The 14,831-nt window shown below is 55.8% G+C and carries 14 protein-coding genes; 9 read left to right on the forward strand and 5 right to left on the reverse strand.

Annotated elements, in window-relative coordinates:
- Positions 1 to 51: 51 nt before the first annotated feature.
- The 3 genes from trmL to pyrE form a co-directional block, all read right to left on the reverse strand.
- Positions 52 to 525: a tRNA (uridine(34)/cytosine(34)/5-carboxymethylaminomethyluridine(34)-2'-O)-methyltransferase TrmL gene (gene trmL / locus BF12_RS0114035; RefSeq protein WP_024952818.1), complete on the reverse strand. Its 474-nt coding sequence runs from the start codon at positions 523 to 525 to the stop codon at positions 52 to 54.
- Positions 526 to 670: 145 nt separating this feature from the next.
- A complete protein-coding gene (locus BF12_RS22970) occupies positions 671 to 1,069 on the reverse strand; it encodes a YfaZ family outer membrane protein (protein ID WP_345917421.1) in 399 nt (132 codons plus the stop codon).
- Between the two features lie 215 nt (positions 1,070 to 1,284).
- The gene (pyrE, locus tag BF12_RS0114045) at positions 1,285 to 1,959 is read right to left on the reverse strand and encodes an orotate phosphoribosyltransferase (protein WP_024952819.1); all 675 of its coding nucleotides are present in this window, start codon (positions 1,957 to 1,959) and stop codon (positions 1,285 to 1,287) included.
- Positions 1,960 to 2,045: 86 nt separating this feature from the next.
- Here pyrE and BF12_RS0114050 point away from each other — a divergent pair, with 86 nt between their 5' ends.
- Positions 2,046 to 2,813, forward strand: a complete 768-nt coding sequence (locus BF12_RS0114050; protein ID WP_024952820.1) for an exodeoxyribonuclease III — start codon at positions 2,046 to 2,048, stop codon at positions 2,811 to 2,813.
- 140 nt (positions 2,814 to 2,953) lie between these two features.
- On the opposite strand, the gene rph is transcribed toward BF12_RS0114050, so the two are convergent.
- Positions 2,954 to 3,700 (reverse strand): ribonuclease PH, encoded by a 747-nt coding sequence (rph, locus tag BF12_RS0114055; protein WP_024952821.1) that lies wholly within the window; start codon positions 3,698 to 3,700, stop codon positions 2,954 to 2,956.
- Between the two features lie 212 nt (positions 3,701 to 3,912).
- On the opposite strand from rph, the gene BF12_RS0114060 reads away from it, so the two are divergent.
- Positions 3,913 to 4,776: a YicC/YloC family endoribonuclease gene (locus BF12_RS0114060; RefSeq protein WP_024952822.1), complete on the forward strand. Its 864-nt coding sequence runs from the start codon at positions 3,913 to 3,915 to the stop codon at positions 4,774 to 4,776.
- A 71-nt stretch (positions 4,777 to 4,847) separates the two neighbouring features.
- Here BF12_RS0114060 and BF12_RS0114065 read toward each other — a convergent pair whose 3' ends face one another.
- Positions 4,848 to 5,303: a very short patch repair endonuclease gene (locus BF12_RS0114065; protein ID WP_024952823.1), complete on the reverse strand. Its 456-nt coding sequence runs from the start codon at positions 5,301 to 5,303 to the stop codon at positions 4,848 to 4,850.
- Between the two features lie 44 nt (positions 5,304 to 5,347).
- Between BF12_RS0114065 and BF12_RS0114070 the strand changes: the two genes are divergently transcribed.
- The 7 genes from BF12_RS0114070 to BF12_RS20310 all read left to right on the forward strand — a co-directional run bounded on the left by BF12_RS0114070 (position 5,348) and on the right by BF12_RS20310 (position 14,682).
- The gene (locus tag BF12_RS0114070; RefSeq protein WP_024952824.1) at positions 5,348 to 7,033 is read left to right on the forward strand and encodes a DNA cytosine methyltransferase; all 1,686 of its coding nucleotides are present in this window, start codon (positions 5,348 to 5,350) and stop codon (positions 7,031 to 7,033) included.
- A 432-nt stretch (positions 7,034 to 7,465) separates the two neighbouring features.
- Complete coding sequence (locus BF12_RS0114075; protein ID WP_024952825.1) at positions 7,466 to 10,087, forward strand: Z1 domain-containing protein; 2,622 nt, start codon at positions 7,466 to 7,468, stop codon at positions 10,085 to 10,087.
- Positions 10,080 to 11,084, forward strand: coding sequence for a PD-(D/E)XK motif protein (locus BF12_RS21265; RefSeq protein WP_024952826.1), 1,005 nt, complete (start codon positions 10,080 to 10,082; stop codon positions 11,082 to 11,084). Before BF12_RS0114075 ends, BF12_RS21265 begins: the two co-directional genes overlap by 8 nt.
- A 182-nt stretch (positions 11,085 to 11,266) precedes the next feature.
- Positions 11,267 to 12,685, forward strand: a complete 1,419-nt coding sequence (locus BF12_RS21270; protein ID WP_169734538.1) for a hypothetical protein — start codon at positions 11,267 to 11,269, stop codon at positions 12,683 to 12,685.
- A gap of 10 nt (positions 12,686 to 12,695) precedes the next feature.
- Positions 12,696 to 12,929, forward strand: a complete 234-nt coding sequence (locus BF12_RS20305) for a hypothetical protein (protein ID WP_156941183.1) — start codon at positions 12,696 to 12,698, stop codon at positions 12,927 to 12,929.
- Between the two features lie 23 nt (positions 12,930 to 12,952).
- Complete coding sequence (locus BF12_RS0114090) at positions 12,953 to 13,843, forward strand: hypothetical protein (RefSeq protein ID WP_156941184.1); 891 nt, start codon at positions 12,953 to 12,955, stop codon at positions 13,841 to 13,843.
- Positions 13,840 to 14,682, forward strand: coding sequence for a DUF6339 family protein (locus BF12_RS20310; protein ID WP_144726813.1), 843 nt, complete (start codon positions 13,840 to 13,842; stop codon positions 14,680 to 14,682). The genes BF12_RS0114090 and BF12_RS20310 overlap by 4 nt, the downstream gene beginning before the upstream one ends.
- Positions 14,683 to 14,831 lie beyond the last annotated feature (149 nt).

Consider the following 14,831-nt stretch of genomic DNA (forward strand, 5'->3'; position numbering starts at 1 on the left):
CTGACCATTGCTCGGTCAGCGATACGGCAAAACGCACGATGATGCAGCCCATCAATCGAGCTGGACGGCACCGGCGAAGTCGAGCTGACGCCAGCTCTCGTAGACGACGACAGCCACTGCATTCGACAGATTCATGCTGCGGCTGTCAGCCAGCATCGGCAGACGCAATACCTGCTCGCGCGGCAGGCTATCGAGCAGTGCCTGTGGCAGGCCACGTGTCTCGGGGCCAAACACCAGTGCATCACCGGCCTGGAAACTGGCTTCATGCGGTGCGGTGCGCCCACGCGTGGAAAGCGCAAACATGCGCGCAGGCTTCACCGTCATGACGAAGTCATCAAGACTGGCATGACGCTGCACACGTGCCCACTCATGATAATCCAGCCCGGCACGTCGCAGACGTTTGTCATCCAGCTCGAAGCCCAGCGGCTCAATCAGATGCAGGCGATAGCCGGTATTGGCACACAGCCGGATGATATTGCCGGTATTGGGCGGAATCTCGGGCTGATAGAGCACGATATCGAGCATGAGCAGACTCGCAGCGGAAAGCGAAGACAGGGCGTAAGCGGGCAGAAATCATGCGCCGCGACAACGAAAAAGCGGGCCCCGAAGGGCCCGCCATCTTACCGCACTGCGCCGTAATCTCGCAGGGAACGATGATGCAGTACGAGGATCAGAACTGCAGACGCATGCCGACCAGCGGGCCGGAATCCAGCGTGCGTTCGTCACGGTTCTCGAAGTCAGCCTTGACCTTGCGATAGCCGACATAGCCTTCGACATTGTCGATGACCTGATAACGGGCGCGCAGGCCGTACTCGTAGCTGTGCTCGAGATCATTGCTGGTCGCGACATCCGGGGTCACGTAGCCGTAGCCACCCAGCGAGACGCGCGGGGCGCCCGGCAGATAGTAGTAGCCATAGCCGCCGAGACCCAGACCGCCACCGTCGCCGTGGTCGGTGTCATACTGGCTCCAACGTGCGCCGAGGCCCACGTCGTATTCGCTGGTGCGCTCGGTGCCCAGCAGCTGGATGTGGCCAGCAGTGACATCGTCGTGGTCGTCGCTGGACAGGATACCGCCGCCGAGCTGGACGCGTTGCTGATCTCGCCATTCAACTCGCCCTGTACGGCTTCAGTGTTGAGGTTGAGATCAGCATTGCCAGCCAGAGCCGGGGCAGACAGGCTGGCGGCAAGGATGGCTGCGGAAAGGCCGAGAATGTTACGGTGAGCTGTCATGTGTATCTCTCTACTGTGGGCTGGAATGTAGATGTGTGCGGGTCGTGAGCGCTCTCAGGCGCTCTGGAGACCATATTGCGCACGGTAGTCGCGGATAGCTGCCGCGTGCCCAGACAGTTCCTGCTGTGCGTATGTCTCAAGATACTCCAGTACCTGGTCGAGCGTCACGATACTGACCACGGGCATGGAGAAACGTGCCTCCACTTCCTGGATGGCACTGTTCGCTTTCAGGCCACCCTGACCATCGGGAGCTCGCTCCTGACGGTCGAGAGCGATCACGACACCCGCTGCCTTGGCATCGGCAGCATGGATGATCTCCATCACTTCACCGATCGCGGTACCGGCAGTGATGACGTCATCGATGATCATCACACGACCTTCGAGGGGCGCGCCGACCAGCGAGCCACCTTCACCATGGGTCTTGGCTTCCTTGCGATTGAAGGTAAACGGCATATCACGATCATGATGGTCGGCCAGCGCGACGGCCGTCACGGCCCCCAATGGGATGCCCTTATAGGCCGGGCCGAACAGTACATCGGCGTCTAGATCCGATTCGACGATGGCGCGCGCGTAGAAACGACCGAGGCGCGCCAACGCCTTGCCGGAGCGGAATAGGCCAGCATTGAAGAAGTAAGGGCTCACACGCCCGGACTTGAGCGTAAACTCGCCAAACCGCAGCACGTCCTGCTCGATGGCAAATTCAATGAACTCCCGCTGGTAGTCCTGCATCCGATATCACCTTTGAATTCGTTAGCCATTTACCAAATCGTCTAAAGCTCGGGTATCATACAGGCGCGACGAACTAGGGACCACGTATGAAAATCGCTACAGTTAACGTCAATGGTATTCGAGAAGCGGTCAGCCGCGGCTTCCTCGACTGGCTTGCCAGTCAGGACGCCGACGTCGTCTGCATCCAGAACCTCAAGGCCAAGAGCTTCGAGCTCGACGACAATGTCCTCTATCCGGAAGGGTATGAAGGCTACTTCCTTGACGCCGAGAAAGAGGGTTTCTCCGGTGTCGGGCTCTATTGTCGCAAGATTCCCAAGGCCATCATGTATGGTCTGGGCTTCGAGCAATGCGACAACGAAGGCCGCTACCTGCAGGCCGATTACGACCGCTTCAGCATCTGCTCCTTCCTGATGCCTGATGGTAGTGATCCGGTCGCCAAAGGCGCCTTCATGGAGCAGTATCAGGAATATCTCAACAAGCTACGCCGCAAGCGTCGTGATTACATGATCTGCGGCACCTGGCATGTGGCCCACAAGACCGTCGACCTAGCCAACTGGTCCGACAACCAGATGACGCCGGGCTTCAAGCCGGAAGAGCGCGCATGGATGGATCAGGTCTTCGGCCCGATCGGTTTCATTGACGCCTTCCGCGAAGTCAACCGTGAGGCGCACCAGTACTCCTGGTGGCCGGCACTGGATAGCGACCAGCCGCGCGCCCGCCAAGAAGGCTGGCGCCTGGATTATCAGGTCATCGACCCGAATCTGCGCCGCCATATCAAGGATGCGTGGATCGACACCGAGGCGACCTTTAGCGAGTTCGCACCGGTCATTGTCGAGTACGACCTCGAGCTGTGATCACTACCGTCACGCCTTGAGGTTACCGGCCTTGTGCCACCCTGCCAGTCGCATGGAGTGCCATCAGGTACTCACGAAAACGCCCCCACCGCGCAAGCGATGGGGGCGTTTTCTTGTTGCGGCATACTACCGTCAAGCGATCAGGCGCTGGTAGGCATACCCAGCGCAGCACGCTGTGCAGCAAACAGCTCAATGCCGGTACGCTCAGCGAGATCCAACAACGCGTTGAGCTCGGCGCGATCGAAAGCGGCACCTTCTGCGGTGCCCTGCACCTCGATCAACCCCTTGCCCTCGGCCATCACGACATTCATGTCGGTATCGGCCTTGCTGTCTTCCGGATAGTCGAGATCGGTGACAGGCACGCCCTTGTAGATACCCACCGATACCGCGCTGACCAGGCTCACCAGCGGATCAGTGGTGATCTTGCGATCGCGTTGCAGCCCCTGCAGCGCATCCACCAGCGCCACGCAGCCACCGGTAATCGCTGCAGTACGGGTACCGCCATCGGCCTGCAGCACATCGCAATCGATGGTGATGGTGAACTCGCCCAGCTTCTTGAGATCGATCGCGGCACGCAGTGCACGACCAATCAAACGCTGAATCTCGACCGTACGGCCACCCTGCTTGCCACGCGCCGCTTCGCGATCATTCCGGGTATGCGTTGCACGCGGCAACATGCCGTACTCGGCGGTCAGCCAGCCCTTGCCAGACCCGCGCAGCCAGCGCGGCACACCCGGCACGACAGACGCGGTACACAGCACACGAGTTTCCCCGAATTCCACCAATACCGAGCCCTCGGCGTGCCGAGTGAACTCACGGGTCAGACGGATCTCGCGCGGCTGCTCCGGGGTGCGGCCACTGGGACGGGTCACGTTGGCTTCGCTCATGGGGATTCCTTGTTGCAGTGTTCGGGAGGCCAGAGTCTACACGCCACAGCCATAGGCGACGACCTCCTCCCGCACTGTACAGACTGGGCGCTGCATGATGGCGAGCGTACAATTCAGGCAATCATCGCGGGCATACTGACATATTCTTGTGGCATGCCTGCCCGCACCACCCTCTTTGCCTATTCTTTCTCTCAACCGACAAGGAGCATGTCATGGTCCACAGTATGACTGCCTTCAGCCGCCAGACCCACGAAGCTGACTACGGCACCCTGACACTGGAACTGCGCTCGGTGAATCAGCGCTACCTCGAACCGCACTTCCGCCTGCCAGATAGCCTGCGCGAACTCGAAAGCGCCTTCCGTGACGGCCTGCGCAAGCGTTTGAATCGTGGCAAGGTCGAGCTCTCACTACGTTTTGATGCCGAAGCCGGTGCCGACAGCCTCGCCGTCGATGCCAGCCGCCTGGGTGAACTCAGTCGCGTACTCGCCGAAGTCGGCCAGCACTGCCCGGATGCTCCCCAACCGTCACGTCTCGCACTGCTCGACTACCCCGGCGTGCTGGTGCGTGAAGGTGCCGATCACGAACGTATCAAGGCCGACGCCCTCAGCCTCTTCAAACGTGCATTGGATGAACACATCGAAGGCCGTGCCCGCGAAGGTGAACGCCTCGCCGAACTGATCAGTGCGCGCCTCGATGGCGTGGATATCCACGTCGCCGAAGTCCGTCGTCTGATGCCCGACATCCTCACCCGCCAGCGTGAAGCACTGCTCGCCCGCCTCGAAGAAGTGCGTGCCACTCTCGACCCGCAGCGTCTGGAAGCCGAACTGACGCTGATGGCCCAGAAGGCCGACGTCGACGAAGAACTCGACCGCCTCGCCACTCACACCCACGAAGTGCGTCGCCAGCTCACCCAGAAGGGACCCATCGGCCGCCGCCTCGACTTCCTGATGCAAGAACTCAACCGCGAAGCCAACACCCTCTCCTCCAAGTCCGTCGTCGCCGAAACCACTCGCTGCGCCGTGGAGCTCAAGGTACTGATCGAACAGATGCGCGAGCAGATTCAGAATATCGAGTGAAGGTGGCATTTGGTGGGCGCCCGCGAACCTGGTATTCTCCTGGTCACGCTGGGCGCCATGCGAGCATACGATCACCTCGTGCGAGGCGGAATTTCTGGCCATTGCATGTCAACACGCAATGATCGGATCAGCTCTGGAATCTGATGATCCTCAAGATCAAGGTGCTTCAAACCGCATTCCCATACGACAAGCACTCTCCAACCAAGCTGTCTCAGCTCATCCTGAACTCTGGCATCGCGGGCCATGTTGGCCTCGAACTTCTGTTGCCAGAACTCAGGCCTCGTCTTCGGGCTGGCGGCGTAGAAACACTTTTCATGTCGATGCCAGAAACAGCCATGCACGAAGATGACGAGTGAGTGACGCTTGAGAACCAGGTCGGGAGAGCCGGGAAGACCGCGTCGGTGCAGGCGATAGCGGAACCCCTGTGCGTGCAGATACTGACGCAACTGGATTTCAGGCTTCGTATTCTTGCTCTTGATGGACCCCATCATCCGGGAACGCACTTGAGGATCAACCACATCAGTCATGTCAGCCCCCTGCTTCATTCAGGCATCAATTCAGGCTTAGAACCATGAACCATTCAATTCAGGTGGTCGACCTTTTTGCAGGCCCAGGTGGCCTGGGTGAAGGATTCAATTCCCTACGGGATGACACCGACAAACGAGTCTTCAAGACACTCGTCTCGGTCGAGAAGGAAGCTTCAGCTCACAAAACTCTGACCCTTCGTGCCTTCTTCCGGGAACTGCTCGATAGTGGAAAGGACAGAAGCGTCTATTTTGATTATCTGATGGGCGGCCCACACCCCTCCAGTTTCGAGGAGTATCGTGACCTCTGGGCACATGCAGAGCATGAAGCATTGTCTCTGGAGCTGGGGGGCGAAGCCGGCAATCATGCACTTGAAGAGAGGCTCGAACAGGGATTGGACCATTCAAGAAACTGGGTGCTGATAGGTGGCCCTCCTTGTCAGGCCTACTCTCTTGCCGGGCGCTCCAGAAACAAGGGCAACAAGGAATACAAGGCAGAAGATGACAAGAGACACTTCCTTTACAAGGAGTATCTATCCGTCATCGCTCGCCACCGGCCAGCAGTCTTCATCATGGAAAACGTTCGCGGAATACTGTCATCCAAGGTCAATGGAGAGTACATCTTCGACCAGATTCTGGCGGACCTCAATCAGCCAGATACCGCCGTCGATACCAGCATCGTCGATTCTGTCGCTCAAGAGCAAAAGAAGGGCTATACCATCTTTTCGCTGGTGGACCGCAAGGTGCACTATCCGCGGGAGAACAGTGGCCTGTTCGGTGCCACGCCGCTTGCCAGAGGCGAGTTTTCTTCTTTCTTGATAAAAGCTGAGCAGTACGGCATACCCCAGGCACGCCATCGCGTCATCTTGGCTGGCGTCAGGGATGATCTCGTCGAAAACATGGGCATAGAGAAGATAGCCAGCATGCTTCAGGTTCCTCTCCACAGTGGAGGCGAGCCAGTGTCTGCAGCAGAGGTACTTTGTCACTCTGGCATGCCTGTATTGCGTAGCGGCTTGAGTCGAGATGACTCGCGCGATGATTGGTCCAGTACGCTTCATGAGGCTGCTGAGAAAATCATTGCCGAGCTGAGGGACAAACCGCCCATCAAGCTTGATTCCAGGCAAGCCAAAGAACTCCTTGAAGAGCTGAAGTTGGTATCCAGGCATGCAGCCAAAGGCCTGCGTCTTGATAGAAAACAGATGCTGCAAGAAGGGGCTTATAAATCGACAGGATCAAATAGCGTACTCGAGAAATGGCTACAAGGTGCCTATAGCAGAAAAGATATGCCCATTTGGGTAAACCATGAGACACGCGGGCATATCAAGGAAGACCTGGCGCGTTATCTTTATTGCTCGGCTTACGCGAAGATCACTGGAAAAGCACCCAAGGGTTCTGAAGAGATACATCTGGATTGCCTGGCGCCCAACCATGCCAACTGGAAGTCTGGCAATTTCTCGGATCGCTTTCGAGTAGTGGTGGAGAATGCACCGTCCAAGACGATAACCAGTCACATATCCAAGGACGGGCACTACTATATACATCCTGATCCATTCCAATGCCGCAGTCTGACGGTAAGAGAGGCAGCTCGCCTCCAGACTTTTCCGGATGACTATCTCTTTGAAGGAAATCGAACACAGCAATATGTTCAGGTAGGCAATGCCGTACCGCCATTGCTGGCAAAACAGATTGCCGAAAGAGTGCTTGATGTCTTGAAGTTATCCTCCACTTCTTGAGATCGAGTCAGTCATGCAATATCGGGGGCCTATTTCCTCAGTAGCCTCCGATATTCTTCATTCTTTCGACCTGAGACTGCAGGCCTCTCAGAATTTGACCTGATCAAGACTTCATCAAACTACCTCATGAAAAAGAATCTTAATATCCATAGTGTCGTACTGTCGCAGATATTATTAAACATCTTAAATCACAATCTTACATAAAATTGATTCATTCCTTTCAAGAAAGGAAAATATTAACAATTCCAACTGATGGTCATCTGGAAAAAGATACGCTCCATAAACAAGCATATTCATTGGATAGTGCTAAAACATTACTGATTGAAGATACGAAACCATTATACCCAATGGGTGAATTCATTGGATTTTCGTTTGATATCACTCTTTATATAAGGCTATCCTAAAAATAACGATACTAAATGGAATTTTGAGATGACTACCCCGCAGATACAGAATTTCGCCACACAAGTGCGACAAAGACACGTGAATTACGCCACCCTGGAGACCACCGCAGACGCCATCCAGGCAGAGCTGTCATTGATGATACCTTTCAGTGATGCGATGAAGACAGATCTCGCTGCTGCGGTGGAGCTTGTACGTGGCGAATTGCAGGACGTGGAAATTCTCCGCCCCTTCTCGATCATCGACAAACGGCCAGAGTGGTACAAAGGCCCATCAAAAGATGACCGCCACTGGCCTGCTCTGCATGAGTTCCTGAAGACCAAGGGATGGGGGGAAGATACGATCGCTTCCCTGAGTGATGCTTCTTCAGAAGTCGTCTCTCTCCTTGGTAACCCGCATGAGACGAAGTTCGCCTGCCGAGGGCTCGTGGTCGGCTACGTTCAGTCGGGCAAGACCGCAAACATGACAGCCGTGATGGCAAAGGCCGTGGACGCTGGATACAACCTGATCATCGTACTGGGTGGCGTTACCAACAAGCTTCGTAAACAGACACAGGATCGTTTTGAGCAGGACGTGCTGCGTCATCGGAACCTCTGGCAACTCTATACGACCAGCGACATGGACTTTGTACAGCCCGCGAATGGTGGTTTCACCATGCCTGCCGCAGGGCATGCGCAACTGATCGTCATGAAGAAGGAAGGCAGTCGTCTGATGCAGCTGAGACGCACGATCGATCGAACGCCAGCAGCCATCATGAAGAAGCTCAAGGTACTGATAATCGATGACGAGTGTGACCAGGCATCCGTCAATTCAGCACGTGGCGAGTTTGATATCTCAACGATCAATGAGCATATCCGCCGTGCCCTCCAGACTCTGCCAGCCGTGAGCTACGTCGGTTACACCGCTACGCCATTCGCCAATGTCTTCATCAACCCTTACCCCTATGGCAATGGTGAGGATCTCGATGACCTGTATCCCCGTGATTTCATCACAGCTCTGAAACGCCCGAGTGGATATTTCGGTGCACGCGAGGTATTCGGCGGTGACAGCGACGACGAGGATTCACAGGAACGCGACATGATCCGCATCCTCGCTGACGATGAACCTGAGCTGCTTCGTCCGACATCGCCAAAGAACAAGGGCGCTTTCCGCCCATCGATGACTCCATCGCTGGAGAGAGCGATTCTCTGGTTCTTGGCGAGTTGTGCGATTCGCAGAGCACGTGGCCAGCATGACAAGCACATGTCCATGCTCGTCCACTCATCCCAGTTCGTGGCTCAACATGAATACATGTCAGAGCTCATCAGAACATGGGTTGAGGCACATCGAGGCGATTTTCTGAGTGGAGTCGGTGCTGTCTTCGATCAGCTTCGCGAAGTATTTGAAAACGAGAAGATGAGTTCTGCTATCGGCACAGGAAAAGTTACCACCGAGAGCTTTGAGGAAGTACGAGAGCACCTCCCGGCAGTACTCGATCAACTGACATATCCGGTAGAGAACGGCGAAACGGAAGACGGCCTGCGCCTTGATTACACCAAAGGGCCGGTAACCTGCATCGTTGTGGGAGGGACGGTCCTAGCGCGTGGACTGACGATCGAAGGGCTGAGTGTCTCGTTCTTTCTGAGAACTACCAAACAATATGACACCCTGCTTCAGATGGGCCGGTGGTTCGGTTACCGCCACGGTTACGACGATCTCCCCCGACTATGGACAACCGATGATTTGGCCTCCAAGTTCAGATCTCTTGCCGTCATAGAGGAAGAGATTCGCGAAGATATCGCGCTCTACCGGGAAAATGACCTGACGCCTCGAGAACTCGCGGTAAAGGTGCGCTCCATCCCGGGAATGGCAATCACCTCGGCCACCAAGATGAAGCATGCCTTCGCGACGAGCATGAGCTTTTCGGGCAAGCATGTGCAGACCATCCGCTTCAATCACCGTGACAACGACATTGTCGGCAATAACTGGGATGCAGCATCCAGGCTGGTGAATGATGCATTCAAGCACGGCCCAGGTAGCGAGAAGCCACGTGGCACTCTTTTCGAAGATGTACCGCTGTCAGCCATTCGCAACTTCATCCGTGAAACCGATATCTCCGAAGAACACATGGACCTGAAGAGGCCCCACCTCCTCAGATACCTTGACGAGGCCAAGTCTGACTTGCAGAGATGGAACGTCGGGATCATCAGTACCAACTCTCCGACTGAATCACGTCGCGCGCTGGGCAATATGGGCAAGGTACCGACCATTCGCCGCTCCAAGCTGAAAGGATCCTCATCGCACTACGCAGATATCAAGGCATTGATGTCAAAGGCTGACATTCTGATTGACGCCAAAAAGCCAACTGGCGATCAGCATGATTGGGCCACCTACAAAGCCTCCCGGCCCGAGAAACCCTTGCTACTTATCTATCTCATCGATGCACTATCGTCACCGGCATCTAGTAAAAATCCGAATGCTGATGAGAAAAAGACAAACAGAACGGCCTTGGATGCAGTATCTGATCTAGTTGGCTTCGGCATGGTCTTTCCCGGACAGAAGGATCGTTCCGGCAATTATTTCTCGGTGGATATTGATGGCCAATCCGTGGAAGAAACCGAGGAAGGTAGCGACGAGCTGGAAGAGATAGAACCGGAAGACGCAAATGCCTGAGTCTCTTGAACTTGCGCGTGAATGGGACTTGATCCGCAAGAGTGGCAAAGGTGACGGCATACTCGAGGTTCCCAGCCGACCAACGGAGGTCTCGACGGGTTTCGGCATGGTCCGCGCCGCGACCGGGCCTGCAGGCGAGCCCCGCCTTCTCATTCCAATAGGGCGCCCGGGGAAAGGGAATATATCGGCAGGTAACTGCAATCTCACGGTAGGCCACGCTTTTTATCGCAGCGGCGGACAGGGGCTGCACTTTCTCGACCTGATCTTGAAAGAGTCGCGTCTCGCCAATGTATTCGCGGATCTGGCAGAAGAGATCCTGAAGCGCATCGAGGCTGGAGAAGCTCCTGAGACTGCTGTTCAGGGTACAATCGAGGATTTTCGGAAGCTTCTCGCAATCACACCTCGCACTGAAATACCTCTCAGCGAATTGGCAGGACTGATCGGTGAACTGATGATCCTCGAAAGGTTGAGTGCCGAAAATCCAAACGCGGTGTCCTCATGGACGGGCCCACTGAGCCAAAGGCACGACTTCCGCCGCGGCGATTTCGCTTTGGAGGTCAAGACATCTACAAGAGCCGACGCATCACGAGTGCAGATACATGGATCCGATCAGCTTCTTCCGCCAACAGGTGCAGAACTGTTTCTGGCTCACGTGCGAATCGAGCAGACAGGCCGCGGCGACCTGACCGTTGCCGGCTTGAGGCAACGTATCATCGAGCTTGGCGTCAATGAGACCACCTTGGACATTCGTCTTTCTGCCATGGGTTGTCGTGAACCGCAGGACGAAGACTGGAACGGCACGGCCTTCTCGTTAGAAGGCATGGACATTTATACGGTCAGGGAAGGCTTTCCCCGTATCGTATCCTCGTCTTTCCCTGGTGCTGCTTTTCCGAGCGGAATCGTCAGTCTGGAATACGGGATCGACCTTTCTCATGCCAGCGAGTACCGGTTGAATGATACAGCCAGCCGAGACATTATCCGGAGATTTGCGCTATGACGCCGTTGACACTATTCAGTGAGCCCTTTGCAAGGACCGGCAATATTGCGGGTGAAGGCTTTCGGCGCCTACTCGGTCGCCCAGCTCTGGGTCTTCTGCAGACCGTCATTCGTGAGGCTCTGCAGAACTCCGTCGATGCAGCGCCCGCTGGAAATTCAGTTGAGGTAAAGCTTCGATATCGAGTGCTATCTGGAAGTGAACTGGAGCAATTCAGAGCACTGGCATTCTCGGAAATCCCGCCAAGCCTGTCCGAGCCGCAAGCCTCGGTAACTGAAGAGGATGAAGCACAGGGTCTCCATAGAGGTCTTCTGGGTAGCCACCTCGGCATTTTCGAAATTGCCGACTTCAATACAAGCGGTCTGGCCGGCCCGACGCGAGCAGATGAGATATCTGAAGTCGAAGACCTCGACTTTGTGAACTTCTTCCGCAATGTCGGCGCGGCCCGTGACACGAATCTTGGTGGCGGCACTTACGGCTACGGAAAAACCTCCCTATATGCATTGAGTGGGTGCTCGACGATCATCGTGGACAGCCAGACAACCTGTGCCAGGCAACCGGTGCGACGAGTCATGGGCTGTCATCTTGGCAATGCATTCCAGGATGACCACGATGGTACGCCAAAGCGCTACACCGGACGGCACTGGTGGGGCCGTGAGGACGGCGAAGGTGGTGTCGATCCGGCGGAAGGAGATGAAGCGACTCAGCTAGCGGATGCACTCGGTTTTCCCAAGAGGGACGAGGCACGAATGGGGACAACCATCGCAATCATTGCGCCACATATCGATGAGGATGCCGACCTTTCCTCTGAGCTCGTCGAATCCGTACTCTGGAATTTCTGGCCCAGGATGTGTGAGACGACCTCTCCGGACCGAAAGATCAGTATCACTCTCGAGATTGAAGGGATTGATGTTCCGATCCCGGTTCCCGAGACCTTCCCGCCTCTTGACCTTTACGCACAAGCACTTGCCAAGGCCCGTGCATGTGAGGGCAAGGAAATCCAGAGCCCACGCTACAAAGCAGTGCTGGGAAATCTTGCCATTGTCCATGGGCTACGTTCGCCACGTGCCGATATTGCGCAGAGGGACGGCAGCCTTCTACCGGGACGCTCAGCACATATCGCCTTGATGCGCCCAGTTGAACTGGTCGTTCGATACCTGCCTGGTGAAGCCTTTCCGGATGACCGTCTAGAGTGGGCCGGTGTCTTCATCTGCTCGGACGAGCCTGATATCGAATGTGCCTTTGCCGATGCAGAGCCGCCAGCGCACGACGACTGGATCCCGGACATGCTCCCGAAAGGCCGGGAAAAGACCTTGGTCAATGTCGCACTGAGGGAAATCAGATTGGAAGCGCAGACATATGCTCAGCCAAAGTCGCTGGCTGTCAGAACAGAACAGAAGGGGCCATCGGTTGCTGGCACGGCAACGAAGCTTGGCAAGCTTCTCGGCCAAACATCAAGCAAGGGGCCGGGTCGTCGCGCGAGCGGAGGGGGGGGGCGGAAAACGCAAGAAGATCTCCATATCACCACCACGTTTCGTGAAGCTCGACCAAGTCGAGAGCCAGCTTGTTGCAGTGTTCGAAGCGGATCTGAACAACGATGGTAGCGACCCGGAAATGCACCTCCATGCAACTCCTCAACTCGTCATTGACGGCTCTCTTGAGGATGCCACTGATCTCCCGATGGGCTACGAGATTTCACTACTCGATATGAGACTTGAAGAAGGGGACGCGCATTCCAGTGGCATCAGGATCGGCAGTCAGGGTGGCAATGTAACCTGTCGCGTAACCATGCCAGAAGACGTTGCGGTCAGCGTCAAGTTCACCTTCGCAAGAGGAGGTGAGGCATGAGCAGGAGCTACGCTCTACCCTTCTTGACGCTGTCCGACGATGTCGTGGGCTTCGACCAATGGTTGATAGGGGATCCGGGAGATCCTCTCTTCCCGATATCGATGCAACTGGAGGCTTGGGATTATGCAAGAGATCTGCAGTTGGATGCCAGGCTCGACCTAGATTTCGAAGCAGCGGTAAAAGCCCTTGGTATGCCTGATGGAGAAAACCTGAAGCTGGCAATCGTGGTCAATATCGGCACCGGTAGCGGTCGTTTTGCTCGACGAATGCAGTCTGCCTTCAAGAAAGTGATAGAAGCCCCGATAGAAGAGCCTTTGATCATCAGTCTGCCTGTAGACAGCTGCAATCTGAGCGGCAGACTTCTGGTCCGCCTAGAGATCTTGCTTGCCGAGGATATTGCGACTGACAACCCATTGACCCCTCGGATCGCTGGCTCACGGCTTTGGTCTGATACTTCCAACGTACATCTGGAGGATGGTGGTGACGCCCGCTTCCCCATGGAAGTACTTTCCTTTAAGCAGGCTTTCCAAGGTCAGAGGCAGGTAGATTCGCCCTGGTACTTGCATATGCGGCCCGGATCACCCGAAGCCGATTTCACAGGTAGTGTTCGCCTTTACGTGAATGCCGATCACGAAATTTTCGCGGAACGTGTCTCGAAAGGTGACCCCGTAACATTGCAGACCATGCTTGGCGACGTGATGATCCAGATGTGTCGGTCAGCACTCGAGGATGAAGAAGCACGGGATACTTTGAACGACTGCGAGGAAGGCTCCGTAGGGAGTCAGATCACGGGTTGGCTGGAGCTTGCCTTCCCGAACATGTCCATCGAAGACATTCATGGCTTGATGACCGCGACACCGAGTGCCTTCCATGCCTCTCTCCTCTCGACAGCCGACATGGGAGATACCGAATGACTGGAACGAAACTGCTACCTCGGCTTTCTCCGATAGGTGTGGACAAGTGCCTTTCCAGCCTGAGAGACCAGACCGATGGATACTTTCAACCGGGAGCCAGTCTTGATCTTCGCCTCAAGACCTATGAGGCACACGTCTGGTATGCGGCCAGCGGCGGCTCGGTCGACCGTACCTTGGTGGAAGAGATCATGGGCAAGGTCAGTGATATCGCACATCATTGTGGCTACCCCGCTCCAGCAACTGACCGCAAGAGATCTTCTTTTGACAAGCGATTAGCGGCATATTTCGGCCAACACCCAGATCTCGAGGGTGGAGAATTGCTACGCGACGATGTATGGGCATTCATGGCCTGTGTGCTATTGCAGGAGTTCACCATCTGGCGCTATTCAGTCGAACAGAAGGCGCGTTTCGCCGGTGGTATCCGTAATACATTCCAGCGGCTGTGGGTCCGCGGGCGTACACTCGACCTAGGGCCAGAATACGACAAACGCTGGCACCTGACGGGCATCCTCAGCGAAGACGCCATGGTACAAATCTTCGAGCGCGCATCCATTGCCAGTGATGCTCGTTTGTCTCGCGCCATTGCGATGGCTTGGGAGACAACGGCTGATCGGATCGGTCGTGGCAAGATGGAGAAAGTCATGCGGCAAGCCACCAAGTTGATCAGGCTACGCAATCAAGTCATTGATCTTGCCTACCTTCCGGAAGAAGCACTGACAGCGGAGATCAACGCCGCATTCACTCAAGTCACAACGGAAATTGCTTCTGACGCGGATGTAACGAGGGTGGGAGAGGAACAGGTCTTGACCGCTGATAGTCCAAGTCAGACATCGTCCTAGTAATTCAGTCTCAATGAAGAACTGGCATTTCATGCATGCGCCAAGGCGATACAAGCGGCACGGAGCCTCCCCCCCTAAACGGCAATTGAAACTCTGCCCAACAGGCACCATCTTGTTTTCACCCCTCAGCTGAGGGCCTTATGCTCAAG

Origin of the sequence: Cobetia crustatorum, assembly GCF_000591415.1 — a bacterium.
GTDB lineage: Bacteria > Pseudomonadota > Gammaproteobacteria > Pseudomonadales > Halomonadaceae > Cobetia > Cobetia crustatorum.

Excerpts from the sequence above, each read along its gene's own strand:
- trmL (WP_024952818.1), bottom strand. The coding sequence starts at position 525 with ATGCTCGATATCGTGCTCTATCAGCCCGAGATTCCGCCCAATACCGGC.
- pyrE (WP_024952819.1), bottom strand. The coding sequence starts at position 1,959 with ATGCAGGACTACCAGCGGGAGTTCATTGAATTTGCCATCGAGCAGGAC.
- BF12_RS0114050 (WP_024952820.1), top strand. The coding sequence starts at position 2,046 with ATGAAAATCGCTACAGTTAACGTCAATGGTATTCGAGAAGCGGTCAGC.
- rph (WP_024952821.1), bottom strand. The coding sequence starts at position 3,700 with ATGAGCGAAGCCAACGTGACCCGTCCCAGTGGCCGCACCCCGGAGCAG.
- BF12_RS0114060 (WP_024952822.1), top strand. The coding sequence starts at position 3,913 with ATGGTCCACAGTATGACTGCCTTCAGCCGCCAGACCCACGAAGCTGAC.
- BF12_RS0114065 (WP_024952823.1), bottom strand. The coding sequence starts at position 5,303 with ATGACTGATGTGGTTGATCCTCAAGTGCGTTCCCGGATGATGGGGTCC.
- BF12_RS0114070 (WP_024952824.1), top strand. The coding sequence starts at position 5,348 with ATGAACCATTCAATTCAGGTGGTCGACCTTTTTGCAGGCCCAGGTGGC.
- BF12_RS0114075 (WP_024952825.1), top strand. The coding sequence starts at position 7,466 with ATGACTACCCCGCAGATACAGAATTTCGCCACACAAGTGCGACAAAGA.
- BF12_RS21265 (WP_024952826.1), top strand. The coding sequence starts at position 10,080 with ATGCCTGAGTCTCTTGAACTTGCGCGTGAATGGGACTTGATCCGCAAG.
- BF12_RS20305 (WP_156941183.1), top strand. The coding sequence starts at position 12,696 with ATGCACCTCCATGCAACTCCTCAACTCGTCATTGACGGCTCTCTTGAG.
- BF12_RS20310 (WP_144726813.1), top strand. The coding sequence starts at position 13,840 with ATGACTGGAACGAAACTGCTACCTCGGCTTTCTCCGATAGGTGTGGAC.